Below are 24,444 nucleotides of genomic sequence, written 5' to 3' on the forward strand. Positions count from 1 at the left end.
TAAAATACTAACATTTCATGGAGTTTAATATAAATAAATTTTTATAAACTTTCATAATGATAGTAAAATATGGGCTTTGTAGAATGGGTAGACTCGCTGAAAAGGAAGACTCCATTTAAGGTCGTTTATTTCTGGACTGAATGGTGTGAAGGTTGTGAGGAAGAGAAGAAAGAACTAGAAAAAATAGAGAAAAATTGGGATAATCTAGATTTTATAGAAATTAACGCTGATGAGAGACCAGACCTAGCTATCAGATATTCTCCTCAGATCTATCCTTCTATATCCTTCATCTCTGATAGAGCGGTAATAGGAGGAACCTACGGATATGTGGAGTTTGCAAAAATAAATGAATTACTTTTAATCACCTTGGACTTAGTTCAAGGCGGTGGAAAGATAATAACACCTATAACTGTTCCTCATAGTGCTCAAAAGGTTAGCTGGAGACAAGCGGTTAACGAGATAAGGAGAAAATGTTTAGCTTTTTTTGACATAAATTTTGGAGGTTTTGAAAAATCGCCTAAGTATTATTTACCTAACGTTCTTAGATTTTTGTTAAAAATGGGAGATCCATATTCCCTTGAAGTGGTTAAATACACATTAGATGCCGCTATATATTATCTATGGGATGATGGGTTCTACGCTTATTCAAAATCAGAAGATTGGAAAGATCATAGTAACGTTAAATTAATTGATGTAAATGCTGATATGATATTAACGTTAATTGAAGCATATAAAGTTACAAAAGATGAATACTACTTGGACTACGCTATAGAGACGGGAAACTGGATTTTACAATTTGGAGATCCCTTTTTTCCAATAGCAATAGTAGATGGAAGGAAAATGGGAAAACCATTACTGGACGTAAATAGCAAAGTCGGGGAAGCAATATATAATCTGTATTTATTGTTAGAGGATAAGACATTTTTACAAGTTGCAGAAAAGCTTGCAAGAAATCTTACAGTTAAATCTCACGTTATAGGTGAAAATGGCCCTATTTTTCTTCAGGATCTTTCTTACTTACTTAGATTCTTGGGAAATATGGGAAGAGGTAATCACGTATTAGATTATATCATGGAAAATTTTTATGGTGGTGATGCGTTTTTTGACACTACTAAAGACCATGCTATGTCTCAGATGATAGGTAGATTTAAGTTAATAGATAGCAACTCAGTGTTAGCCCAAGCCCTTTTAAGTATGGGCAAGATAGATCTTGCTCAGAGAATTTCTGAATATTTTCTTGATAAATTTCAAGAATTCGCATATTTTTCACAAGCAGATTATGGAAGTCTATTGGCGAGCCTAAATGGAATTGCGTAAATTCTTTCTCTTAATAGTTATAGCAGGCCAAATACCCTTTATTCTAGAAATTATTAGTATGTTAGTTACTCCAGGATTTTTCAACTCTCACTATGGATACTTCACAGTAGTGAATTACTTCTTCCTCTTTGCAATACAGTTCACTTTAATATTTGCGCTATATTTCCCATTAAGTGATAGTAAACTAAAGTACTCACTTCCGCTTCTTCTAATTCCCGTAATTGGGCAGATTATGGTTGGAGTTTATATAATTCTTAAAATTAAAAATGGAAAGAAAATACTTTATACAGTTTTATTTTATATAATCTATATTTTTTCCATTATTTCTTCAAACTATGTTGCTATTCCAGAATTTCCAGCTTCAGCCTCAGCGTTAAAGCTTTTTAGCGCAACTTTAGGTATAGCTGACGCCTTTAATTTAGGTTTTCTTTTATACATATTTTATTTATTGGGGAGATTCAATAAAGCTTAGCACTCTGTCAACCATTTCCTGTAAGCAATGTCTTCCCCATTCGCTGAGTCCTATTCCTTCAGTTTTCTCAGCTTCACATTCAAATACTGTAGTATCTTCAGGTAAGGCTCCTAATGATCCTGCTGCTGAGATAAAAGAATCTATATCCATAAAATAGCCCCTCATTCCCATGGTTATATCTGTCCATCCCATAACGCTATCTCTATCGATAGTCGGTCTATAGATCCTTAGTTCTTTATTTCCCCTTTTTTCTGAGGTAAGAATTAGAAGGCTATTTGGAGAAATTATCTGAAGAAAAGAAGCAGCTTTTATAGCGCCTAGACTGATATCCATCACGTTGATATTGTGGTTTCTTAATTCCCTAGCAGCGTCTAGCGGTATACTATAGTCTCCTTGATAAAAATATCCTAGCGCGCAAACTTGTACGCTTTTCATGTAAACACCTCTAAATGGTGAGATTTTAAGATTTCCTTACCTTCCGAAAGAATGATTTCAAAAGCTCTTTCAGAGAATTTTCCAAATCCTTTTATTAATCCTATTTCTAGAGTTATACTCTTGTTAAGTTCACTAACTTCAAATCCATATTCTTTCCCTTCATGGGCCCACATAACTCCTATGTCGATTTCACGTCTTTTAATTGCGCTTGGTATATCTTTATTATAAAGTATGTATTTTCTAAGCTCATACTCCTTCCCATAATCTAAACCTATTTTACCCAATGGTGAAAAGTTAGGGTCTGGAATTCCAAGGGTCTTCCATTCGTTTTTCTTTATATATATTAGGGAAGGCTTTAATTTGCAAAGCGGCTTTACTGCGAAAACTATGTCCCATTCCTTTAGTGCTTTCATATCATTCGATGGTAGTATTACCACTTTGGGCGGTTTATCTAAAATTAATTTGCCTAGCCTAACTTTGTCATTAAATATTTGTCTAATCAATATTCCTGAGGGAAACACTTCAGCGAAGTATTTTAGAAAATTCCTTTTAAGAACAGAATCAATTTCGTTCATAGCTACGTTTAACGATGCGTCAAAGAAAATTACGTTTTCACTACTTATCTCGCCCCAAAGCTCATTTATTTGATAATCTTGGCTTAGGTCAATCACATTTATAACTTTGAGAAAAGAGATAATAAACTTATTTTTAGATTATCTAATCTTTAGTTTATATAGTATTATTGAGTTATCTTGATTTATCTGATTGTTGAGCTATATGCTTAAAAAAATTTATATATCAAGTATCAGAGAGTATACCGGGGATGTGGTTGAAAAATGAGTAGTCATAAGGGAAAGGGTGTAACTAGGAGAGATTTTCTAAAGCTTTCCGGAGTTACAGCTCTTGGTACCACGTTAGCAATATCAGGATTATCATATCAAGACCTAGTAACAAAGGCAAAAGATCCTGATCAGCCAATCAATATAATATGGACAGGAAATGGATGGTGCGGTGGGAACACTATAGCTTTCTTAGACGCTATGAATCCATCGCTTGAGGATGTCTTTACTGGTGTTTATTTCGATGGTAAATCAATTCAATTAAGACAACCTAGTATTTCAGATCTCGGTCTGATAAACTTGGTATATCACCCTATTCTGATGCCTCAGGACAGTATGGCATACGCGACAATGGAACAAGCATTAAATGGTGAGCTTGATCCATATGTGTTAGTAGTTGAGGGAACGATGTTTGATGAATTTGGTTTATATTATAAAAAGCCCTCTGGATCGTTCTGGTGTTCTGCTGGAAGAAAGCCAGACGGTAGTGTGTTGCTTTGTGACGAATTTGTATTTAACTTAATGAAAAATGCATATGGAGTAGCAGCTACTGGAGCGTGCGCGACATATGGAGGAATTCCGTCAACTACTAACGGTTTAGGTAAGAGATCTCCAACTTATGCCATGGGGATGTTAGATGATCCTTACAGGGGAATTAATGGTTTTCCATATTACGCTTACCAGGTATATCAAAAGGATCTGGCTCCTGACATAATAGATGAGAACATATATTCTGTTACAGGTTCATCTATTAACACTGCCTATCCTGGGCCAAGTTATCATTGGAAAACAAAGAGCGGTCTGCCTATAATATCCATAGCAGCAGATCCTCCTGCAGGGGATTGGATTATGAGAACTCTCGTTTCATTAGTTTTATATGCAAGAGGATTAGGACCTAATCCTGCTGACGATTTAGACGTGTTTAATAGACCTAAGTTCTTTTATGGAAATGAGACCCATCAAAATTGTCCGAGGGCGGGCTTTTTTGCAGAGGGAAAGTTTGCGTACGAGTTTGGAGACCCTCAATGTACATATAGTTTAGGCTGTAAAGGTACTGAGGCCAACAGTCCAGCGCCTAGATTAGGATGGATAGCTGGAGTAGGAGGCTGTACAAGGGGAGGAGTATGCATAGCATGTACGGCACCTGGATTTCCTGATCTTTATGAACCGTTTTACGCTCCTCCTAATGCCCCAACTGTTCCTAGTACAACACTGTTTGCCGCAGCAGCAGCTGCTGGGATAATAGTTGGAGTTGGAAGTTACGCTCTATCGAGGAGGAGGAGGGCACCTAAGGGGTGATATGAATGGCAACCTCTTCTCCATATTACTTTACGTTTGACTGGACAAAACCAGTTCTAATTGAGCCAGTAGTCAGAATTAAGCCAGAGCTAGGAATACAAGTTACTTATGACTCAAATATAAGTAGAGCAACTGATGCTTATGCCTCTGCTGGGATGTTTAGAGGCTTTGAAATTTTCATGAGAAGTAAGCCAGCTCCAGATGTCATAATGCTAAGCAGTAGAGAGTGTGGGATTTGCGGTGAACATCACCAATATATAGAGAGAGTTGCTCAGGAAATGGCTCAAGGCGGTAATCCACCTCCTCCCTTAGGGTTAGAGGGTATTATGCTTGCTAATGACGCTGCAATGAGTTATGATGCCACAGCTCATCTTACAGCGTTAGGTGGACCTGATTGGAGTTCATTATTCTTTAAAATTGCTGGTTACTTTCCACCACAAATATATGAGATTGCTCAACAAACCCCTCTTAGTAAAGTTGCCCAATATTCAAAAGCCTTCCCTATGGGAGCACCGACCCAATTACAGATGGCAGGAACCACGATAAATACTATTGCTGATTTAATGGACTCATTAGTACCAATAATTGGAGCCTACTTCCTTGAAGGAGCATATTCGTGGAGAATTTGGCATGAAGCTGAAGTACTTTACTACCTAAGAATACCGCACCCAATATCTATGGTTCCAGGTGGCATAGGTGTACCTCCTACAGTTGAAAATATGCAGAGGTATCTACAAAGGATGATCGACGGAACGGCGTGGATGATGAAGCAGATGGCTGCTTACGAATACCTAGATCTATTTCTAGCAGACTATGATAACGTGTTTGGAATACAAGGCCTTTACGATAAGTTAAATGGAACACTAGGTTTTGCCGAAGAAGGAAACAGACCAGGTAACTTTGTATCATATGGACAAAGTGATGTGTCAGAAGCTCCTACTGTAACTCCCTCAAGTACTACTGTTTCACCTTATGATGCAACTTATGAAAATATGGGCGCATGGGGAAGGGCCAGGGTTATTAAACCTGGTTTAGTTATTCAGACAAGTCCTACTTCCGCTCCTCAACTTGTCACCAATGATTTAATAGATATTAATCTAGGTGTTAGAGAATTTGTTGAAAGTTCATGGTATACCCCATGGTATTCAAATGGTGCATTCAACTCTGAAGTACCATCAAACGTTTCTGGAATTACAGAGGATCCGATAGGCAACCCAGTAAGTTATTATCATCCATGGAGAAAGTGGACGATTCCAAAACCAGAACCAAGACCAATCCCAATGGCATATCCAATACCTTACTCATGGTCTATGTCACCTAGATTTGTTCCATATCAAAATCATAAGCCAATAAGCAATCTTTACTACAATGTAGAGGCAGATCCTATGGCTGTCATGTATGCCCAAGTACTTCAGCCTCAAGCTCCTACTCCTATATATACCTGCGAATATCCTGTAGGATATGGAATAAAGTATAACAGTAACGAAATGAGCGCCACTTGGTATCTTCCAACTGTTCGCTCGAGTACAGTGAAATTACCACCAGAGTTTCAGCAAGGAAGTGAAATAGAATTCAAGTATATAGCCCCTTATAAATTGTCTGGAGGAAAGATAGTTACTAACGCTATAGAAAGAATGAGAGCTAGAGCATTCATGGCCGGTATTGATACGATGGGAGCCTGGATAGCATGGCTTACAGCAATGAGTTATATTAAGCAGGGAAAAACCGAGGTTAGTTCAATGCCTCCATCGAGTTGGACCTACAAAAAGAACACGAATCAAGATGTAGCGATTGGTGTTGGAATGAAGGAAGCTCCTAGAGGTGCTCAGTACCATTCTGAGGTAATTAGTACGGGTATGGGAGTTAATGTACCCACAATTAATCCTCAGCAAATGCAACCAACAACAGTTAATGCAGGGCCAAGAGTAAAGTCAACTTATGATGATGGAATTCAAACAATTAAACCAGCGTCTCCAACTCACGGAGCTGGTACATTCGAAGAAGCAATAATGGGAAACCCAGATTATAATATACTAGGAACGCCTAGACTAACCATAATTCCTACAGATCAATGGGATGGATTTGAATATGCCCAAACCTTACGATCCTTTGATCCTTGTTTTGTATGCGGAGTTCACATTGCAATACCAAATGGCAGAGTGATCTACACTACCTTGGGTGCTCCTGTAGATTTATCAAACGCAATAAAGACTTTCTATAGATTTGCAATGAAGGTGAAGTAGATGATAGTAGCTCATGCTGCGATTGGGGCAAGTGGAGGTCCTGGAATCCCATTATCATTATACTGGTGGGCTCTTAATGTAGTTTTTCCGTTGGGTCTTCTCTTTTTTGTTTTTGGAACTATTTATAGAATTTCAAGGTATTTTATAGGGAGAAGAGCTCCCTCTTATGCTGTTGCCGGATTTGGAACGGAACTAAAAGAGGCAGTATCGGCGATTCCTACACCCTTTAAATCCGCTTCCAGGCACGATCCGTTTCTAATCGTTGAAACTATATTTTGGCATGTATTTATGTTGGGTGTGATTATAGTCGTTGGAATCCATATAATTGCATGGAATTATATCTTTGGGCAGATATTTGGCGTTTCTAATCCTTTATGGTTTCTCTTTGGCATTTCAACTCCAGAGCAATTTACTTCGGCATATCAGATGGGACTTCTTGGCTCAGCTTCATACACTCATGGAGGAATACTAAATCCCTTAGGTGCGTGGAATTCGGCTGAAGTATCTACATCTACTTTCGACCCGTGGGGTTTCTTGTCTATTCTTGTTAATGGGACTATGATGGCTTTACTTGCTTTAGCCGGTTTAGTAGGTTATCTAGTTACAAGGATTGTTGAAGACGTTACAGGGCATAAAAGGTTAAGTTCTTCTGGTGATTACGTTTTCCTGATCTTATTATTAGCTATTATAGTTTCAGGGTTAGCAGCTATGTATGATATTTCAATACCATACCTTGGTTTGCCAAATCAAGCCAACTGGTACGGTCTTCATATAGCATTAGTTGGGGCATTTATAGGTTATGTTCCATTTAGCAAGGGATGGCACATGTTTGGTTATTATTTAGGTAAAGGATTTAGAGGATATTCCTATGGAAAGAAGGAGAAGTGATTGTGGGGGGTTCAAGTTGGAGAAAGGTAAAATCAAGATAGGAAGACAGTTAGTGTCTAGGACTCTCGACGAGATATCTCCATTTGATGTATGGGGACTTCAGGAATGTATGAGATGTGGAATTTGTAGGTATACTTGTCCTTTCTGGCTAACCACTGAAAAATCTACCGATGTGCCTGCTTGGAGAACTTATGAAGTCAATAAGTTGTTCTCGATGTATTACACTGGATATGGGATAGTGGCAAGATATTTAAGGCTAAGGAAGCTAAAGGATAGTGAGTTTAAGCAGTGGTTTGATTCAGCTTATAACTGTACAGCTTGTGGTGGTTGCACTGAAACGTCACCTCTTGAGATCCCTAATTGGTATACGGCTATTCTACTGAGAAGAATATTACACTTTACAGGTTTTAATTTAGGTGTTCCGGAGAAATGGATCTCCAACGTTAAAGAAACAGGAAATGCCATGGGGATAATTAAGGAAAAATGGGTAGAAATTGCTAATTCTGTAGGCCTGCAAATTGATAAGAAGGGAGCAGAATTATTGTATGTTCCAAGTTCACTAGAGGTTAATTCAAATATCTTAGGGCAAATAAGTAAGATATTGGATGGTATGAATTCAAACTTCACAGTTAGTAGCGATATAAGTGATTCCGGATACTATGCGTATCTTGCAGGAGATTTTGAGACAGCACGAAAACGCTTCATGAATATATACGAAGAAGCTAAGAAGCTTAACGTCAAGAAAATTATAGTGTCTGATGGTTCCTCTTACTTTTTCTTAAGATGGCAAGGACCTAAATCCCTAAGATATAAACTCGATATTCAAATAGAACACTTAACTGAGACAATTTATAACGCATATAACGATAGGAGAGTGAAATTGGAAAAAGCTGATATCAAGGATGATGCTACAGTTCATGATTCAGAATTTCTAAGTAGGCTCGGAGGGCTACATAAACCTCCTCGGGAGTTGATGAAGATTGTCCTACCATCGTTCAAGGAACCAAAACCTGATCCGTCATCTCATGTGCTTTTTACTTGCGGGCATCATTTGGAGATGATTCCAGAGAAGAAGGAAATTGTAAAGAAGGCAAGGCTCTATGCTGCAAAACAGCTGTCCAATTGGGCTAAGACGGTGGTAACTTTCGATCCCAACTGTCAATTGTCTATGGAAAATGCTGTGAAGGATTCTCAAGGAATAGAGAAATCAATTTACTTTACTGAAGTATTAGCAAATTCGGTGAGATCTTGAGTTTCATCCTTAGATTATTTGCCAAATATTCTGGGATAGATGAGGCTATTAAGACTGTTGCTAACGAACTCGAAAGGACAATAAATGAAGACCAGGAGGTAATAAGATTGCTTTATCCAGGTTCTTGGCAGAAATCAAATGGAGTTGAAGAACTTAAAAAATTAGCTGAATCAGCTGGTGTTAAAGTAGAACTAAAGCAAGGAGTTGTGTTAGATCCTGTAAGAAGATCTACTGCACTTTCCTCAAACATGACACCCGTTGAAGTAGAAAATGCTGTAGATATATTATGGGAGATAGCAAAAAAATTTGGTGTGAAACTTGGAAGTAATTAGATCCTTAAATGCAATCCTTTTTTCTAGGTCATTTCCTATCTCATTTCTGAGAGAATACTTTAACAACACCTCTAATGTTTTTAACATAGATGATTGTAATGTGATCATAGAGGAGGATGAAAGAGTTCCGTCATTCGTAAAAGTTATTGAGATTTCATCTGAAGGGAAAAAGTCCCAGGAAACTTTTGAGAAACTTCTTCGTTGGATGTCTCTGAAAACCAGATTAGATGAATTTGTCTGGGCCTATCACGTAGAGTTCACAAGTAAATTAGAGAAAAGTTATCCGTTGTCAGTTCCATCTACTCTTCCTTTGGTTGGAAACTTAATGCTAAAGGGGATAATATTAAGTAATGTAAAGGATTTAGATATGCATCAAAGAGAATTCTCAATTGTTCAGATAGATAATGAGTTAAAGGTTATAAAAAGGACGAAGAAATATATTGGTCTATCCAAAATAGAGAAAGAAGCAGAGAATCTAATAAACATTGTTTTTAATGGTGAGACATCAATACCTAACTAAGATCATTAATCCTTGTAGATAATATATATAAAAAGTTTTTAGTGTTATAAATAGAACCTTTATATAGTAATATATTTTATCAAAGTGAAGTTTATGAACTAGTTTGTTTTTTTTAAATAATTATACGATAATATAAGAAAGTTTTCAGTTGTATAAGTAACCACCAAGATTTAGATCTAGTAAATACATAATCTATTTAGCATAAGAATTTTAACATCTATAGCATTTGAAACTTTCTAGATTAAGTAGCACCTTCTATAATTTTTTTAAGAAAGAATCTCCATAAATAGTAGTTTTAAAGTTTTGGATTAAGGAAGAAGATTTAGTGGAGGAGTTTTGGAACTATTTCAGATTTTAGGATGGATAGAGATTTTTAAAGCGATCTTTGATATTTTTGATGAGTTATACATTGATGATATTCGTTGCACAGAGGTGTGGAATGATATGTGTCTGGAGGGTTCATGTCGTTGATCCCACATAAGAACATTTAATGAGATTTTTCTTAAGGTTCTAGAGTCATGATCTTCTGCAGCTCCTCAGAGGACATATTACAACATGGAATTAGGTAAAATTAAGTTAAATCCCCAAACATATATGACCTAGATAAGTTTTTGGAAAAACAATAGTTAGCAGTTTCACCTAAATTATGATATTTTTTATGTATGTTATGGTTTTTCTCCAAAACGCAACACTTTCTCCCTTCAGAAATACCTATATATCGTAGAACACAATATAAATCTAATTCCCAGAATGCGGATAATGTAGATCCGAATTAGGAACCATACGAGAGCTGGAAAAAACTAAAGATGTGCTGTTTTCCCATGTCCCCGATGTCTTTGATAACACTTTTAAGGATGTGGGAGGGGTTACCTCACTAATGGATCGTGACGATGAGTGTTGACTCAGAGCGTGGTGAGGCCCACGGGTTTATGGACATGGCAATAAATGTCCGTAAAGCCCAAACCACACATAAAGAGGCCTGTATTCAGTGATGAAGAAATAATTAAAAAATTAAACGGAAGATGAACTAAAAGGTCTACATGGTTTTACTTTGATTAGACTCTACTAAAAAGAAAAAATCAAGCTCTCTCCTTGACTTGTTCTTTAATTGGAGATCTCTGTTCCTTTCCTCTAACTGCGGAAAACACTAACGCTAGAGCCAATATTGCTATAGAGGCGAAGAATGCAGCATGAATACCTCCTAAGAATTTTCCAGCAACTCCACCTATCAAATTCGATGTTCCTAGAAATACCTCAAATGCAACATATCTAGGAACAGTTAAGGACGCAATAGTAATTGCAATTACATAACTTAATACTATTCCCATATTTGCAAGAGTTCTGAGCATTCCGGATATACTTCCGTATAATTCCTTAGGGGAATTAGCCATTACCGCACTATTATTTGCAGGATAGAACATTGACGAACCAAGTCCGCCTATTATTGACGCTAATATTATGTCTAGATATGGAGTGTGAAGGGTTAAAGAAGTATATATGAAGGCAGCTATCATCATCATACCAATACCAATAGTTGCAGGGATTCTTGCACCTATTTTATCTGATAATCTCCCAGCAAAAGGTCCTAACATGCTAGCTATAACATAGCCTGGAACTAGCAGTACAGAAGCGTTGAAGGGAGAGAGTCCTCTAATTCCTTGTAAATACATTATAAGAATAAAAGCTGTTGCAAGATATCCAGAGCTTTGGAGAAAGGATGACATAAGAGAAAAGCTAAGAACCTTATTTTTAAAAGCTCTAAAATCTATAACCGGTGATGTAATTCTTCTTTCTAGAAATATAAATGGGAATAATAAAATGATTCCTATTATTATTAGGCTTATATCGACGTAGTTAATTCCAGAACCTGCAATTGAAGCTGCACCATAAGTTATTAGCGCTAATAAAGTTCCCAATAACGTTGTTCCAACTAAGTCAAACTTTTTACTAACCTTATTTACATCTTTTATTACCTTTAATCCCACTGAGGTCGCAGCTATACCTATTGGCACGTTAATATAGAATATATACCTCCAACCGATGAATGTCGTTATTATTCCTCCTAATATAATACCCAATATAGCTCCAACATTCCAACCTATTGACGTATAACCGTAAGCCTTTCCTCTCCTATTTGGTGGATAGTAGTCAGCTATTATTGCACCACTATTTGCCTGTAACATTGATGCTCCAATAGCTTGAATAGCTCTCGAGCCTATTAGGAAAATATCAGTTGGGGCAAATCCGCATAACGCAGAACCGATTATAAATATAATAAAGCCAATGTTATATATCCTAGCTCTGCCGTAATTATCTCCTAACCTTCCTAACTGCGTAGTAAGTACTGCGGCTATTAGTAGGTAAATAAGGATTACCCAGATAATTGTAAATAAATTTGAATGAAGGGACTGGACTATTGTAGGTAAGGCTAATATAACAATAGTCGAATCTATTGCAGCCATCATTGTCCCAAGAACTACTACAAAAGTCACAACTGATACTCTATCCATATATAGTCTTCTTGTTTAGCGGCATAAAAAAGTTTTCAAACCTAACCATTTAAAAAATCAAAAATTTTCTATATCTTTAAATTATTTAGATAGTGGGGCTCTTCCTAATGGAGGTTTTACTCCTAAGCTTTCAGCGACTACCTGAATTAATCCTGTATACCATGCGGCTATAGCTGTTAATATTCCTATATAGCCGCCAGCATGAACAACTGCTAAATTAGAGATCATTGTTCCTATACCTAGAAGGAAAAAGGTTATCCATAAAAGCAGGAACGTAGTAAATAGACCTAAATTACTTTTAAAAGTTCCAAACCACATAGCGAGAGTGAATATTCCAAATGCTATAAGAACAATCCCAACTCCTTGGTTCGTAATTCCCGGTAAAATTCCCATTGCTGAAATGAAGTACCATTCCCAAAAAGCCCCATAAGTAAAGAATGCCACATATCCAAATGTATTTCCAGCCCTCCATTCTAGGATTCCAGCTAGAAGTTGTGCAAGCCCTCCATAAAATGCTGCCAAGCCTAAAACTGCTCCAACCCCTTGGGTTAATAGACCAGAATTATATATGCTTAATACTAGAGTTGTAAGTGCGAAACCAGATAGACCTAAAGGCGCAGGATTTGCCCTTTTTTGTTCTGTCATGAGAAATGCCTAAAGTTAAAAGTTTTTAAAAATCACCTATTACTTTTCATGAAAGTAAAATACTTTAATTTTTCAAATAAAGTTTTGTTATGTCTGTAACTTGGGCACTTCCATTTAACATAAAAATTAACTCTAGATCGATCAAAAGCGTATCGCCTCAAATTTACAAGGAAATTCATTCAGGTACTCTAAAGAACTTTAAGGAATTCTGGGCTAGTTTAGCTTCAGAACTTGAGTGGTTTAAGCCATGGGAAAAAATTTTAGATGATAGTAATCCACCTTTTTACAAGTGGTTCGTAGGAGGAGAGATAAACGCCTCCTATTTAGCTGTGGATAGACATGCAAAGACATGGAGAAAAAATAAAGTAGCGATAATTTGGGAAGGAGAACCAATAGATAACGATAAGCCTAAAGACATAAGGATCCTAACTTATGGAGATTTATTTAGAGAAGTTAATAGGACAGCATATATGATGAAGGAGAAACTAGGATTAAAGAAGGGAGATCGTATAGCGATTTACCTTCCAATGATTCCAGAGCTTCCAATATTTATGCTTGCAGCGGCAAGGCTTGGAATACTGTTTACGGTAGTATTTTCCGGATTCAGTTCTGACGCTTTAGCCGCAAGAATTATCGATTCTAATGCAAAGGCCGTCATTACTGCAGACGGTGGTTGGAGAAGAGGTAAAATAGTTGACCTTAAAGGGATAGTAGATAATGCTTTAGAGAAAGCTCAGGTAAGTAAAGTAGTAGTTGTTAGGAGAATTGGAAATAATACGAGGATTGTTAATGGGAGGGATTATTACTATGACGAATTAATGAAGGATATTCCGTGGAATATATACATAGAACCTGAGAGGATGAGATCAGAGGATCCGCTCTACGTGCTATATACATCTGGAACTACTGGTAAACCGAAGGGAATAGTTCATGATATAGGAGGTTATATGACCCTCCTTCATGCTACAATGAAGTGGGTATTTGATGTAAGAGAAGATGATATATTTTGGTGTACTGCGGACATAGGTTGGGTTACAGGTCATTCTTACATAGTGTTTGGACCTCTCCTTGAGGGTCTTACAGAAATAATGTACGAGGGGGCACTAGATTATCCTCAGCCTGACAGATGGGTTTCCATAGTAGAGAGATACGGGACTACTATTCTCTATACTTCCCCAACTGCAATAAGGTCATTCATGAAGTATGGCGAAGAGTGGATTAAAAAACATGATATATCCTCTATTAGGCTGATGCATTCTGTTGGCGAACCTATAAATCCTGAGGCGTTCAATTGGTTTTTTAATAACGTTGGAAGAGGAGAAGTTGACTTTGGATCAACTTGGTGGATGACTGAAACCGGAGGTATAATAATTTCTAATCTCCCTGGATACTATATGATTCCTATGAAGCCAGGGAGCAACGGTATGCCTATACCTGGTATTGAAGCTGATGTAGTAGATGAGGCAGGAATGTCATCTAAACCAGAAGAGAGAGGATATCTAGTCTTGAAAAATCCCTGGCCAGGAATGCCACTAACAATCCTTAATGATCCAGAAAGATACGTTAAGGTATATTGGAGTAAATTTCCTGGATTATTCTATGCCGGAGATTACGCTGTTAAAGATGAGGATGGGTATTTCTGGATTCTTGGAAGAGCAGATGAGGTAATTAAGGTCTCAGGGCATAGGTTAGGTACATATGAACTTGAGTCAGCTATTATAGAGCATCCGGCCGTAGCAGAGGCAGCTGTAATAGGCATTCCTCATGAAGTTAAGGGAGAGGTGCCAGTAGCATTCATAATTTTGAAGCAAGGATATGTAGGGGATGATAGGTTAATAAAAGAAATAATTAATTTAGCAAGGGAAAAAGTTGGTCCTATAGCCAATGTTGAAAAAGCTTATGTTGTATCTAAGTTACCTAAGACTAGGTCTGGAAAAATAATGAGAAGGGTAGTAAGGGCAGTTGCTAGTAATGCAGAAGTAGGTGATATAACTACTCTAGAGGACGAAGCCTCAGTAGACGAGATCAGGAGAGCAATAAAGGAATTCAAAGAGGAGCTTAACAACAGGAGTAAATAGTAATCAAAAACCAAATCTATAATTTTAACTAGAAACTTTAAAAAGATTTTTATACTATTTTACAGTATCTTTACCTTTCTTAGAGTTAATGGGGCAGAAAACTGTAAGAATGGAATAAATATATTCTTTCTAAAGAATATAAAGTCTATTTCTGATAATAAATTATATTTACCTTGGTCTTTCGTTTTAGATCTGTTGACGACAAATGTTAAGATTAAAAGTCTAATTGAAGTTTTTGTACTTAAAGACTCCTCTCATTTATGGAAACCAACGTCGAACAAGTGAAGATGAAGAAGCCTAGTTAATTTCTTGAACAACTGCTTAACTTTTATGTCTTAATGCTAAGTGTGTTTTTATATTTCTATAGGGGACTATCTATTCTTACCCTCGCAGTGATCTTTACTCCCTTAAACCTCAAAAGATAAAGATTTTAAAAATTAGAATCCAAACATATAGTAGAACTTAAATTTCGTAAAACAAGAGTAGTAGGAGGTGTTTTTTAGGTGTCTGACATGAGATTCGAATTCTTATTGCTTTCAAGAGTATTTAGGAGTATAGGAATAATATTTATAACATTATCATCTTCCCTATACTTATCTCTCCTAGGCTTCTCTCCTGCTCAAATAGGACTAATATTTCTAGGCGCGATAGGAGTTACCGCAGTGTTATCTCTTAGTCTAGGAATGTTTGGAGATAGAAAGGGATATAAGAAATCATTAATTCTAGGGGATTTGACTGGAGTGATAGCTGGAGTATTACTTTGGCATTTTAGTTTGCCTAGTCTTGCAGCTATAGCTTTTATAATAGGCGGGGTTGGGGGTGCAGCGGGTGGTATGAGGGGAGCATTCTCTACTGGACTAACTCCATTAGTTGCAAGTAATTGGGTTGATGAAGAGGAAAGAGTTAGAAAGATGAGCTTATTGATCTCTACCGCGTCATTTGCGGGTATAGGGGGAAGCATTTTGCTATCTTTAGTCTCAGTTGTAGGCAAAAATGTTATAGATGGTTATAGACTTTTCTTTGGGATTTCTGCTTTTCTCATGATTGCTTCTATAGCTTGTATTTCTCTTGTAAAAGAGGTAGAAAGGCCTAAGAAAACTACGAAAATAATGCAAAAATCTAGTGCTAAATATATTGGAAAAGTTATCTTATCAAATTCCTTGGCAGGGGTTGGGCTGGGAATGGCAATACCTTTATTACCTCTTTGGTATAAGTTAGCATTTCATGTTGGTTCATTTGAGATAGGTATTGTATTTACTATATCTTATATTTCAACAGGTATAGGTTCTCTCATTGCTGGAAAAATTCATATAAATCCTCTAAAGGTGGCCTCACTGACCAGAGCTCTTAATGGAATATTTCTACTTGCTATGGCTTTATCCCCTTTTTTTGGTCTTGCAGCTCTTCTTTATATTATAAGAGGTTTAAATGCAGGGATAGGTTCCCCTAATAGGACAATGGTTAACATAAGAGGAGTTCAAAGCGAAGATTATGGGACAGCGTCAAGCGTTCAAGGTATTGCGACTAGAGTTTCACAGATGAGTTCTGGGTTAGGAGGGTTCCTTATGGAGTACGCATTACCTCTACCATTAGAAGTTGGAGGCGTACTACAAGCTATTGGAGGTTACCTCTACTATTGGCTTTTAGGTGAGAGAGGACAGGAGGACGCTAAGAAAGTAGATGAGGGAGAAAAACGAAAGCCAACGCGTACTCTCGGTAAAAATTAAATACTTTAGTGTATTTAACTTGTGCTCATGCTCAAAAAGTATTGGTTCTTGTTGTTGGGATTTATCTCTTTTTCAATTTACGTAAAAATAGTCTCGGAATATAACGTTATATTTAATGTAGAACTGTTTCAGTTAATTAATTATCATCAATATGCTCCAATGAACTGGATAATGATATTCTTTTCTAAATATGGTAGAGAATATATCTGGATTCCTTTAACGGCAATTCTTCTTATTCCAAAAAAGTTTAGAAAGGTAGGATTAACTCTTGCAGCCTCATTTATCTTAGCAATAATATTGGGAGAGGCATCAAAGTATATTTTTGCACAACTGAGGCCCTTTTACTTTATACATGCTAACTTGCTAGTTCCAAAGCCTACAGACTACAGTTATCCTTCAGGACATGCCTTAATAGTAAGCGATGGGGCAATAGTCTTAACTGCGACATCACCAAAGTGGTTATGGATACCGTTTTTAATTGAGGCGATAATAGTCAGTTATTCAAGGGTTTATGTAGGAGTTCATTGGCCTGCAGACATATTAGGAGGTTGGTTATTGGGTGGATGGATTTCACTGTTTACAACAGATATGATGAAAAGAGGGTTATTACGTCCAGTTGAAAAACTGTTCAGATGTGAAACAAATTATCCTAAATAATTTTAAGTTTTCTTTACATTTCTCTCCTTCGCTCTTAAGGCTCTAGGTAACACCAAGTAAACGCAGAGATCTCCACACATTGTACAAGATCCAGCCTCAAATCCTTTGTACTGCCTATATATCTCTTTAGCTCTATCTTTATCAAATGTATAGGAGAACATAGATTTCCAATCTAATGAACCTCTGGCTATACTCATTTTGTTATCCTCTTCTCTAATCTTATTTCCCAATTTTACCATGTCTCCAATATGGGCAGCAATCTTAAATGCAATAAGCCCTTCCTTAACTTGATCTGGGTTAGGAAGCGATAAATGTTCAGCTGGTGTAAGGTAACATAACATATCTGCTCCTGAAGCAGAAGCAACAGCGCCTCCTATAGCTCCGGCAATATGATCATAACCTGCAGCTATATCAGTAGGAAGAATGCCTAGAACGTAATAAGGGATTCCTCCAGTAAGTTCTTTCTCAAGTTTCACGTCCATATCTATTTGATCTAATGGCATATGACCAGGACCTTCTATCATTACTTGAACTCCTTGCTCTAAACTCTTTTTAGCTAATCTTGCGTTTATCATTAACTCTCCAACCTGCAGTTCATCGTGAGCGTCGCCCGTTCCTCCTGGTCTTAGGGCATCGCCTAGACTTAAAACCACATCATATTCCCTAGCAATTTCGAGTAGATAATCAAAGTTACTATATAGCGGATTCTCCTTCTCGTTGTAGATTTCCCAGGCTGCCAATATTGTGCCTCCTCTACTAACGACTCCAGCAAGTCTTTTAACTTTCCCTATCCTCTTTGCGAGTTCAAGGGTTATCCCTGTGTGAACAGTTACGAAGTCTACTCCATCTTTGAAGTGTCTCTCTATAACGTTGAAGAAATCATCCTCCGTGAAGTCAATTACATACTTTCTTTTTGCAACCATCTCATAATAAACTTGATATATCGGTACTGTTCCGACGGGCATAATCGCCTTTTTAAGTACTTCCCTTCTCATGAGATCTATATTTCCTCCATCCGTTAGATCCATTATTGTGTCAGCTCCGAAAGTATTGGCAATTTCAACTTTTTTCATTTCCTCTTCAAGGATATAGTGGTCTGTCGACGCGCCTATATTTACGTTAACTTTAGTTGTTAAACCTTCACCTATTGCGGTGTATCTAGAAATATTGTCTCTATTTATGTTCTTAAATATCACCACTTTTCCTTTAGCTACTCTATCCCTAATCTTTTCAGGTTCAACACCTTCAACCTTAGAAATTATTTTCATTTCTTCTGTAATTGATCCCTCCCGTGCTTGTTGGATTTGAGTTCCCATATATAAGCAACTTATAAAGTAACTAATAAACATTATTTTAAGTTAGAACATCAAGAATTTTTGCCTATAGAAGAAGGGTAAAAAAGTAGAGCATGGAGAAATTATCAGTTCATGAAAACATTTTATAGTTACATTTAATTTATTAAAAATAATTAAAAATGTGTTGATTAAATTAATGGGAGATAGTATAATCTTCCCGATATTGATCTTTCCTTGTCAGAAAATTTTGACTCTCCATTTACCAATTCTTCACTGTGGAGGGAACGCAGATCTTTATTTACTTCCTTTTTTTTAAAAAAAACATGTTAAATGAAAGATCTCTGGGCAATTCATAAATTCATTGAAGGATCTTTGGACTCTTTTTATCTTGCGATTTTTAATATAAATAAAGTTCTCTCAATTTAATTTACAAAAAATAATAAAGTAGTCCTTAATCAATTACCTACGCGAAGAAAGCGGTCATCTGCCAAATCAATATTACTATAGAAATAACAAGGCAAAAAATAGCGTAAATCCAAGTAACTTTAAACATTGTGGAATAGGCATAAAATACGGGAAACGCTTGTAAAAGTATCCGTGGTATTGATATCGCAGGAGTGCCCTCTATGAAGAGCAGAGGAAGGAAAATAGCTAAAGAATAAGCAAAGTAAAACTTATCCATAACGTAAAGTTTGATAATTCCTAAAAGATAAAATACTTCAAAAAGCAAATTCCTAATTAACCATACATAAGTAGGTATTAAATAACCCAAAAACTTCCAGTTTTGTGATGTAAACCACCCAGTCAGTAACCATTCTGCTTGACCCAAGGGGGTAGTAAATTTTACTCCCCATAACTCCTCAGCGTAGAAGTAGATAAATGGAGTCCCTGTGCTGAAATAAAACCAAGAAAATATTCCTAGGCCTATAACAATTGGTATTAATAGATAATGCAATTTCTTCCATCTAATTAGATATGAGGGTAATGTTAGTGCTAAATTATAGAAGCTAGCAATTGCGATAGAAACTAGAATGGAGGAAGTAAGAAGTTTCTTATTTTTTAAAGCCAAAAAGGATAGTGATAAAAATACCAATGGAATTACATCTGAGTAAGGAATTGTAGTAAATACAATATAAGTTGGAAATAATGTAAATAGTAATGCAGTTCTATAATTAAATACCTTATTAATTACTATGGGAGGTATAAAACTTAGGGCATTTGTAAGGAGTAGTGCGGAAACTGAAGTCCTATGAATTATATAGTTTAATGATTTTATAAGTAACGGATAGATCGGAGAAAAAGCATAGTAATATGCACTATTATATCCATGAATCGAAATATACTCAAAGTTAGCGCTATCCCACGCCGTAACAAAGTGATGAAAAGAATCATGAATAATTACAATATATCCAACATATAGTACGAATTTAGATATTAAGAGATAAAATATTAATTTCAGAGAATTATACATATGTTATTTTCCAAGAGATAAGTTATAAGTATGATCCCATTGCACCATGTTCTTCAATTTTATCTCTTCAAGGGTTAGGTGGACAGAAGACCAATCGTACGATGAGGATAGGTATCACTCTTAGACTAGATATATAAGCTAACAATTATTTTTAAAAAATTATTATTTTCCATTTATAAAAATCTCAAAAATATTGGCTATTAAAGATGAAAAAAGACGTGACTAAAATTCATTGGAGATCTAACATAACTATACGGATCAGTACATAATACTTTATTTTAAAAGTGTTTTGCATTCTTAGTATTCTGGAATTTCAAAAATAAATAAGTAAATATTGAAATTTAATGATATAACTTACTAGGCTTTTCAAAATTTATAAAAACACTATTGCGATAATCTTAAGCTTTTCAAAACTGATTTGAGTTTATGAACCCTAAGGATGTTGAATCTTTTTTGAGAGAAAAAGAGTATTTATTTAGCTTTTTATCAATAAATATAGATAAAATTGATAATGGTACGTGTATTATCAGCTTTCCTTGGAAAGAGGAATTCGCTAGATTAGGAAATATATTACACGGAGGAATGATAATGAGTGCTATGGACTATGCAGGTGCGTTAGCAGTTTTAAGTGTAAACGACAAGAAAAATCAGGTAACTCAAGAGCTGAAGATAAACTTTATTGATCCAATGACAAAAGGTCCCTTCAAATGTGTAGCTAGGGTAGTTAAAAAGGGGAAAAGTACAGCAGTTGTTGATGTAGAGTTTTACGACTCTGAGGGAAAATTAGGAGCAAAAGGTTTGGGGACGTGGTTTTTATTGTCTTAATGAGCAGAAGACTGCATTAGCATAATTGATAACCTATTAGTATAAAATAAATAGTTTTTACTTTTAAGTTATCTTTTTGAACAAATAATTAATATTTATTTGGAACGTTATAACCTTAAGATTAATTTGCGTTTATAATTAGTGAAGTTGATAAATACAGGGAAGGTATTCGTGTCCTTCATTGTTAAGGGCTATGATACCTTAGTCGAAAAACAGGAAAACAAGTTATTGATGTTCATATATAGACTTCTAACAACTTCAGATGGTTAATACGTGGAAAACCTCAAGCTTTTGAGAAACTGCTAGAAAGAATAAATAGACTATATAAGTCCCCCTCTAGATATGTAAAAGGTTCTAAAAACTTTGAGAAAGCGAAAGTGAAAATCGCAACGAATCAATAGTTAACTTTCGTTGTGATTTATGCTATAAACTGGTAAGTATTTCGTTGAGAACTACGACACTCTTGTAATGGAGAATATAAATGTCAGAAACATGATATCAAAATCTCTTCGTCTCCTCACCTTCATTTACTGACATCGGTTTTTACGAGATGAGAGAGATATTCGCTTGGCAGATGGAGAAATATCAAAAGGAGTTCAAACTAGTCAACCCAGCCTACACCTCAAGGGCTTGTCCTCGTTGTGGTTACATCGCAGACCGCGATTTAGTTGATTCCATTAACATTGAGGGGTGGGAGTCACCTTTAGTGCCTGTGGAGTTGACCCCTCTTAAAGCCAAGGCAAGAGTTAACGATAAGGCAGGAAGCTTCGCATTTCAGTGCGGAGCGGATCACAATAGACCCTGTGAAGTGCCAATGAACCTATGCAATAATGAACTTGTGTGAACTCCAAGACCTGCAACTCTACGCAATGTCAAGGAAATAAACTCAAAAGGGTTAGATCTTCCTTAGTGAATAGGAGACCATTCTATAGATGGAGTCAGAAAGATTAATCTAAAGGTCAGGACAGTTCTCAGTGATTTAATTAATCCAATTCTAGAGGATGTTTAGATCTTAATGACTTCATATAAATTTTAGAAATAATGTTTTGAAACTTACGTAACTACCTTTATAAATAAATGAGATATAAATCTATCATGATAGTCATGAGGAAAAGGATCTTATTAGGCAATGAGGCAATTGCCTTTGGAGCTTTAGCTTCGGGAGTGGGAATAGCCGCTGGCTATCCTGGAACTCCGTCATCTGAGATTATTGAGACCATAATGAAGTACGGTGATAACGTTTACGCTGAGTGGAGCACTAACGAGAAAGTAGCTTTAGAGACGGCATATGGCGCAGCTATTATGGGAGGTAAAGCACTAGCTACTATGAAGCATGTGGGTATGAACGTTGCGGCCGATGCATTAATGAGTTCATCGTATACTGGAGTTGATGGTTCATTAGTAGTGGTTTCTGCGGACGATCCATCAATGTGGTCCTCTCAGAGCGAGCAAGATAACAGGTATTATGGTCTCTTTGCGCTTATACCAGTTATAGAGCCTTACGATCCACAAAGCGCTCACGAACTTATAGTTAAGGCCTTTGATTTAAGTTTCTCGGTAAAGCATCCAGTTATATTTAGGACAACGACAAGGATCTCCCACGTTAGGGCTCCAGTCGAGTTATTAGACAGTTCTCCTCCAGTGAAGGGAAAATTCCACAAGGATCCTGGAAGATTCTCGTTAGTTCCGGAAGTTGCTAGAAAGGATAGAAAGCTACAACTACAAAGATGGGAAAAAATAAAGATGGAAGTAGAGAAGCTAAATGAAATAGAAGGGGATGGGAATAAACTAATTATAGCTTCCGGGATCGCCTATGCCTTTGTCAAAGAGGCTGTAGAAAACCTAGGAGTAAGGGCTAAGATACTTAAGTTATCTACTCCAGTTCCGATACCTAAGGAAAAGACGCTAAAGGCTATGGAAGATGTAGAGGAAATACTCATTGTTGAAGAGCTAGATCCAATAGTTGAAATGCAAGTTAAGGAACTCATAGTAGATAATGACGTAAATCTAAAGGTGAGAGGAAAGAGCCTTATAGGAAGAGAAGGTGAATTAACCTTAGATAGAGTTACAAGTGCGATAGGCGAATTCTTTAATGTAAAAATTGAAAAATTACGCGAGGTTACTGTTGATGTGCTTCCAAGACCTCCAGCCTTATGTCCAGGTTGTCCTCACAGATCTTCCTTTATAGATTTAAAGAAGGCATTAGCTTTAGCAGGAGTCAAGGACGTATACTTTTCTGGAGATATAGGTTGTTACTCAATAGGTGTACTCCCTCCATTTAACGAACAAGATAGCTTAATAGAGATGGGAGGTAGCTTGGGAGTAGCTAACGGAGTCTATAGGAGCACCGGAGTAATTCCTGTTGCAATAATAGGTGATTCCACTTTCTTTCATGCCGGTTTACCAGGTTTAGCTAACGCGGTCTTTAATAAAACTCCTATGCTAATCCTTGTTCTAGATAACAGGGTAACAGCTATGACCGGACAGCAAAGAAGTCCTTCCAAGGATATAAGTATAGCTAAGGTAGCTAACGGATTAGGTATTGAATATGTGAGCGAGTTCGATCCCTTTGATTATACCTCGATTAAGGAAATCAAGAACGCCATGGACTGGGTTAGGAAAAATGGTAAGCCAGCTGTTGTAATCGCTAAAAGGGCTTGTGCGTTAGAAGTTCTAGATTCGGTAAATGGAGATCTCCCTATTGCGGAAGTCGACGAAAACAAGTGTACCGGCTGTACGATATGCTATGATCATTTTACCTGTCCAGCTATAGTTCCTTTGCCTAATAAGAAGGCAAAAATTGATTTAGATCAATGTATAGGATGTGGGGCATGCGTTCCAATATGTCCTTTTAAGGCAATAACGATAAAAGGAGAACAACCAAAGGGATGGGAATCATGGTTAAGCTAAACCTGATTGTTGGAGGAATAGGAGGACAAGGGATAATAACTTTAGGTAAGATGATTACCTCAGCGTGTGAGAAGGAGGGTTTGAAAGTATTAGTTTCAGAGATGCACGGTTTAGCACAAAGAGGGGGGGCTGTTAATATTCACGTTAGGATAGGAGACGTTTATGCTCCTACTATTCCATTAGGAGGGGCAGACTGTATCATGGGACTTGAAACAAACGAAGCTTTGAGGAACTTAAGTTATGCAAATAATAAAACGCTCATAATACTAAACGAGCTCTCGATCCGTCCTGTATTACCTGGGATAATACCAAAAAAAGTAGAAGAAGTGGAAAAACTATTGTCAGGTTATAGAGTTGTTAAAGTTAACCTTAAAGAAATTTCTGAAAAAATAGGCGATAAAAGAGTTATAAACTCGGCTATTTTAGGCTTTGCCTATGGTCTGAACGTTTTCCCTATGATAAGCGAAAGCAGTTTTATTGAGACTATGAGGGGAGAAAATAATGTGAAATCTTTTTATATGGGAATGAGAATCGCACATGATTTTATCAGAAATTAGAAATAAAAGATTTTTAGAATTTTAAAACATCTTTATATAATCTTTTAGTTTAAGATTATTTCTAAAATAAGATTTTATAGTTTAAGATTTTTAGAAAAGAAAAATAATATTAATTTAATAAATAATTTACTTCCTATAGAAAAATGATAAGGAATATCTTAAGGGCCAAGTC

Annotated in this window: 21 protein-coding genes; 15 read left to right on the forward strand and 6 right to left on the reverse strand. The window is 36.5% G+C overall.

Annotation, left to right across the window (positions count from 1 at the left end; translation table 11 throughout):
* Window positions 1-69 precede the first annotated feature (69 nt).
* Both CM19_RS10355 and CM19_RS10360 read left to right on the forward strand, forming a co-directional pair.
* Window positions 70-1,317, forward strand: a complete 1,248-nt coding sequence (locus tag CM19_RS10355) for a thioredoxin domain-containing protein (RefSeq protein WP_048100373.1) — start codon at window positions 70-72, stop codon at window positions 1,315-1,317.
* Complete coding sequence (locus CM19_RS10360; protein WP_048100374.1) at window positions 1,304-1,789, forward strand: hypothetical protein; 486 nt, start codon at window positions 1,304-1,306, stop codon at window positions 1,787-1,789. Before CM19_RS10355 ends, CM19_RS10360 begins: the two co-directional genes overlap by 14 nt.
* On the opposite strand, the gene CM19_RS10365 is transcribed toward CM19_RS10360, so the two are convergent.
* A complete protein-coding gene (locus tag CM19_RS10365; protein WP_048100375.1) occupies window positions 1,763-2,224 on the reverse strand; it encodes a hypothetical protein in 462 nt (153 codons plus the stop codon). The two genes, CM19_RS10360 and CM19_RS10365, sit on opposite strands and share 27 nt — an antisense overlap.
* Window positions 2,221-2,895: a type 2 periplasmic-binding domain-containing protein gene (locus tag CM19_RS10370; RefSeq protein WP_048100376.1), complete on the reverse strand. Its 675-nt coding sequence runs from the start codon at window positions 2,893-2,895 to the stop codon at window positions 2,221-2,223. Before CM19_RS10370 ends, CM19_RS10365 begins: the two co-directional genes overlap by 4 nt.
* Window positions 2,896-3,060: 165 nt before the next feature.
* Here CM19_RS10370 and CM19_RS10375 point away from each other — a divergent pair, with 165 nt between their 5' ends.
* The 6 genes from CM19_RS10375 to CM19_RS10400 are packed head-to-tail and all read left to right on the forward strand — an operon-like array spanning window position 3,061 to window position 9,597.
* Window positions 3,061-4,362 (forward strand): hydrogenase small subunit, encoded by a 1,302-nt coding sequence (locus CM19_RS10375; protein WP_048100377.1) that lies wholly within the window; start codon window positions 3,061-3,063, stop codon window positions 4,360-4,362.
* A gap of 5 nt (window positions 4,363-4,367) precedes the next feature.
* On the forward strand, window positions 4,368-6,605 hold the full coding sequence (locus CM19_RS10380) for a nickel-dependent hydrogenase large subunit (RefSeq protein ID WP_048100378.1): 2,238 nt from the start codon (window positions 4,368-4,370) through the stop codon (window positions 6,603-6,605).
* Window positions 6,606-7,493 (forward strand): hypothetical protein, encoded by an 888-nt coding sequence (locus CM19_RS10385; RefSeq protein ID WP_048100379.1) that lies wholly within the window; start codon window positions 6,606-6,608, stop codon window positions 7,491-7,493.
* On the forward strand, window positions 7,474-8,745 hold the full coding sequence (locus tag CM19_RS10390; RefSeq protein WP_048100380.1) for a (Fe-S)-binding protein: 1,272 nt from the start codon (window positions 7,474-7,476) through the stop codon (window positions 8,743-8,745). Before CM19_RS10385 ends, CM19_RS10390 begins: the two co-directional genes overlap by 20 nt.
* Window positions 8,742-9,077, forward strand: a complete 336-nt coding sequence (locus CM19_RS10395) for a hypothetical protein (protein WP_048100381.1) — start codon at window positions 8,742-8,744, stop codon at window positions 9,075-9,077. Before CM19_RS10390 ends, CM19_RS10395 begins: the two co-directional genes overlap by 4 nt.
* Window positions 9,064-9,597: a hypothetical protein gene (locus CM19_RS10400; protein WP_048100382.1), complete on the forward strand. Its 534-nt coding sequence runs from the start codon at window positions 9,064-9,066 to the stop codon at window positions 9,595-9,597. The genes CM19_RS10395 and CM19_RS10400 overlap by 14 nt, the downstream gene beginning before the upstream one ends.
* Before the next feature lie 1,079 nt (window positions 9,598-10,676).
* Here CM19_RS10400 and CM19_RS10405 read toward each other — a convergent pair.
* Window positions 10,677-12,107 carry an MFS transporter gene (locus CM19_RS10405; RefSeq protein ID WP_048100383.1) on the reverse strand — a complete coding sequence of 477 codons (1,431 nt, stop codon included), beginning with the start codon at window positions 12,105-12,107 and terminating at the stop codon, window positions 10,677-10,679.
* A gap of 81 nt (window positions 12,108-12,188) precedes the next feature.
* Entirely contained in the window at window positions 12,189-12,752 is a 564-nt protein-coding gene (locus CM19_RS10410) for an acetate uptake transporter (protein ID WP_048100384.1), read from the reverse strand.
* An 89-nt stretch (window positions 12,753-12,841) separates the two neighbouring features.
* On the opposite strand from CM19_RS10410, the gene acs reads away from it, so the two are divergent.
* From acs to sepP, 3 genes are all read left to right on the forward strand, one after another.
* Complete coding sequence (gene acs, locus CM19_RS10415) at window positions 12,842-14,830, forward strand: acetate--CoA ligase (RefSeq protein WP_048100385.1); 1,989 nt, start codon at window positions 12,842-12,844, stop codon at window positions 14,828-14,830.
* A gap of 512 nt (window positions 14,831-15,342) precedes the next feature.
* Window positions 15,343-16,557, forward strand: coding sequence for an MFS transporter (locus tag CM19_RS10420; protein WP_048100386.1), 1,215 nt, complete (start codon window positions 15,343-15,345; stop codon window positions 16,555-16,557).
* 27 nt (window positions 16,558-16,584) lie between these two features.
* Complete coding sequence (sepP, locus tag CM19_RS10425) at window positions 16,585-17,214, forward strand: undecaprenyl-diphosphatase SepP (RefSeq protein WP_048100387.1); 630 nt, start codon at window positions 16,585-16,587, stop codon at window positions 17,212-17,214.
* Between the two features lie 2 nt (window positions 17,215-17,216).
* On the opposite strand, the gene thiC is transcribed toward sepP, so the two are convergent.
* Entirely contained in the window at window positions 17,217-18,530 is a 1,314-nt protein-coding gene (thiC, locus tag CM19_RS10430; protein WP_048100388.1) for a phosphomethylpyrimidine synthase ThiC, read from the reverse strand.
* A gap of 442 nt (window positions 18,531-18,972) precedes the next feature.
* Window positions 18,973-19,980, reverse strand: a complete 1,008-nt coding sequence (locus CM19_RS10435; RefSeq protein WP_048100389.1) for a hypothetical protein — start codon at window positions 19,978-19,980, stop codon at window positions 18,973-18,975.
* 426 nt (window positions 19,981-20,406) lie between these two features.
* On the opposite strand from CM19_RS10435, the gene CM19_RS10440 reads away from it, so the two are divergent.
* From CM19_RS10440 to CM19_RS10455, 4 genes are all read left to right on the forward strand, one after another.
* Window positions 20,407-20,805: a PaaI family thioesterase gene (locus CM19_RS10440; RefSeq protein WP_048100390.1), complete on the forward strand. Its 399-nt coding sequence runs from the start codon at window positions 20,407-20,409 to the stop codon at window positions 20,803-20,805.
* A gap of 550 nt (window positions 20,806-21,355) precedes the next feature.
* Window positions 21,356-21,649 (forward strand): zinc ribbon domain-containing protein, encoded by a 294-nt coding sequence (locus CM19_RS13560; protein WP_081801270.1) that lies wholly within the window; start codon window positions 21,356-21,358, stop codon window positions 21,647-21,649.
* 251 nt (window positions 21,650-21,900) lie between these two features.
* Window positions 21,901-23,715, forward strand: a complete 1,815-nt coding sequence (locus CM19_RS10450) for a thiamine pyrophosphate-dependent enzyme (protein WP_048100391.1) — start codon at window positions 21,901-21,903, stop codon at window positions 23,713-23,715.
* Window positions 23,703-24,272, forward strand: coding sequence for a 2-oxoacid:acceptor oxidoreductase family protein (locus CM19_RS10455; RefSeq protein WP_048100497.1), 570 nt, complete (start codon window positions 23,703-23,705; stop codon window positions 24,270-24,272). The genes CM19_RS10450 and CM19_RS10455 overlap by 13 nt, the downstream gene beginning before the upstream one ends.
* The last annotated feature ends 172 nt before the right edge of the window (window positions 24,273-24,444 follow it).

Origin of the sequence: Candidatus Acidianus copahuensis, from assembly GCF_000632495.1 — an archaeon.
Lineage (GTDB): Archaea > Thermoproteota > Thermoprotei_A > Sulfolobales > Sulfolobaceae > Acidianus > Acidianus copahuensis.

What these genes read in the sequence shown, in the direction of transcription:
- sepP (WP_048100387.1), top strand. Translation starts at nt 16,585, where the DNA reads ATGCTCAAAAAGTATTGGTTCTTGTTGTTGGGATTTATCTCTTTTTCA.
- CM19_RS13560 (WP_081801270.1), top strand. Translation starts at nt 21,356, where the DNA reads ATGAGAGAGATATTCGCTTGGCAGATGGAGAAATATCAAAAGGAGTTC.
- CM19_RS10410 (WP_048100384.1), bottom strand. Translation starts at nt 12,752, where the DNA reads ATGACAGAACAAAAAAGGGCAAATCCTGCGCCTTTAGGTCTATCTGGT.
- CM19_RS10380 (WP_048100378.1), top strand. Translation starts at nt 4,368, where the DNA reads ATGGCAACCTCTTCTCCATATTACTTTACGTTTGACTGGACAAAACCA.
- CM19_RS10365 (WP_048100375.1), bottom strand. Translation starts at nt 2,224, where the DNA reads ATGAAAAGCGTACAAGTTTGCGCGCTAGGATATTTTTATCAAGGAGAC.
- CM19_RS10420 (WP_048100386.1), top strand. Translation starts at nt 15,343, where the DNA reads ATGAGATTCGAATTCTTATTGCTTTCAAGAGTATTTAGGAGTATAGGA.
- CM19_RS10375 (WP_048100377.1), top strand. Translation starts at nt 3,061, where the DNA reads ATGAGTAGTCATAAGGGAAAGGGTGTAACTAGGAGAGATTTTCTAAAG.
- acs (WP_048100385.1), top strand. Translation starts at nt 12,842, where the DNA reads ATGTCTGTAACTTGGGCACTTCCATTTAACATAAAAATTAACTCTAGA.
- CM19_RS10455 (WP_048100497.1), top strand. Translation starts at nt 23,703, where the DNA reads ATGGTTAAGCTAAACCTGATTGTTGGAGGAATAGGAGGACAAGGGATA.
- CM19_RS10390 (WP_048100380.1), top strand. Translation starts at nt 7,474, where the DNA reads ATGGAAAGAAGGAGAAGTGATTGTGGGGGGTTCAAGTTGGAGAAAGGT.
- CM19_RS10405 (WP_048100383.1), bottom strand. Translation starts at nt 12,107, where the DNA reads ATGGATAGAGTATCAGTTGTGACTTTTGTAGTAGTTCTTGGGACAATG.
- CM19_RS10450 (WP_048100391.1), top strand. Translation starts at nt 21,901, where the DNA reads ATGATAGTCATGAGGAAAAGGATCTTATTAGGCAATGAGGCAATTGCC.
- CM19_RS10360 (WP_048100374.1), top strand. Translation starts at nt 1,304, where the DNA reads ATGGAATTGCGTAAATTCTTTCTCTTAATAGTTATAGCAGGCCAAATA.
- CM19_RS10355 (WP_048100373.1), top strand. Translation starts at nt 70, where the DNA reads ATGGGCTTTGTAGAATGGGTAGACTCGCTGAAAAGGAAGACTCCATTT.
- thiC (WP_048100388.1), bottom strand. Translation starts at nt 18,530, where the DNA reads ATGGGAACTCAAATCCAACAAGCACGGGAGGGATCAATTACAGAAGAA.
- CM19_RS10435 (WP_048100389.1), bottom strand. Translation starts at nt 19,980, where the DNA reads ATGTATAATTCTCTGAAATTAATATTTTATCTCTTAATATCTAAATTC.
- CM19_RS10385 (WP_048100379.1), top strand. Translation starts at nt 6,606, where the DNA reads ATGATAGTAGCTCATGCTGCGATTGGGGCAAGTGGAGGTCCTGGAATC.
- CM19_RS10440 (WP_048100390.1), top strand. Translation starts at nt 20,407, where the DNA reads ATGAACCCTAAGGATGTTGAATCTTTTTTGAGAGAAAAAGAGTATTTA.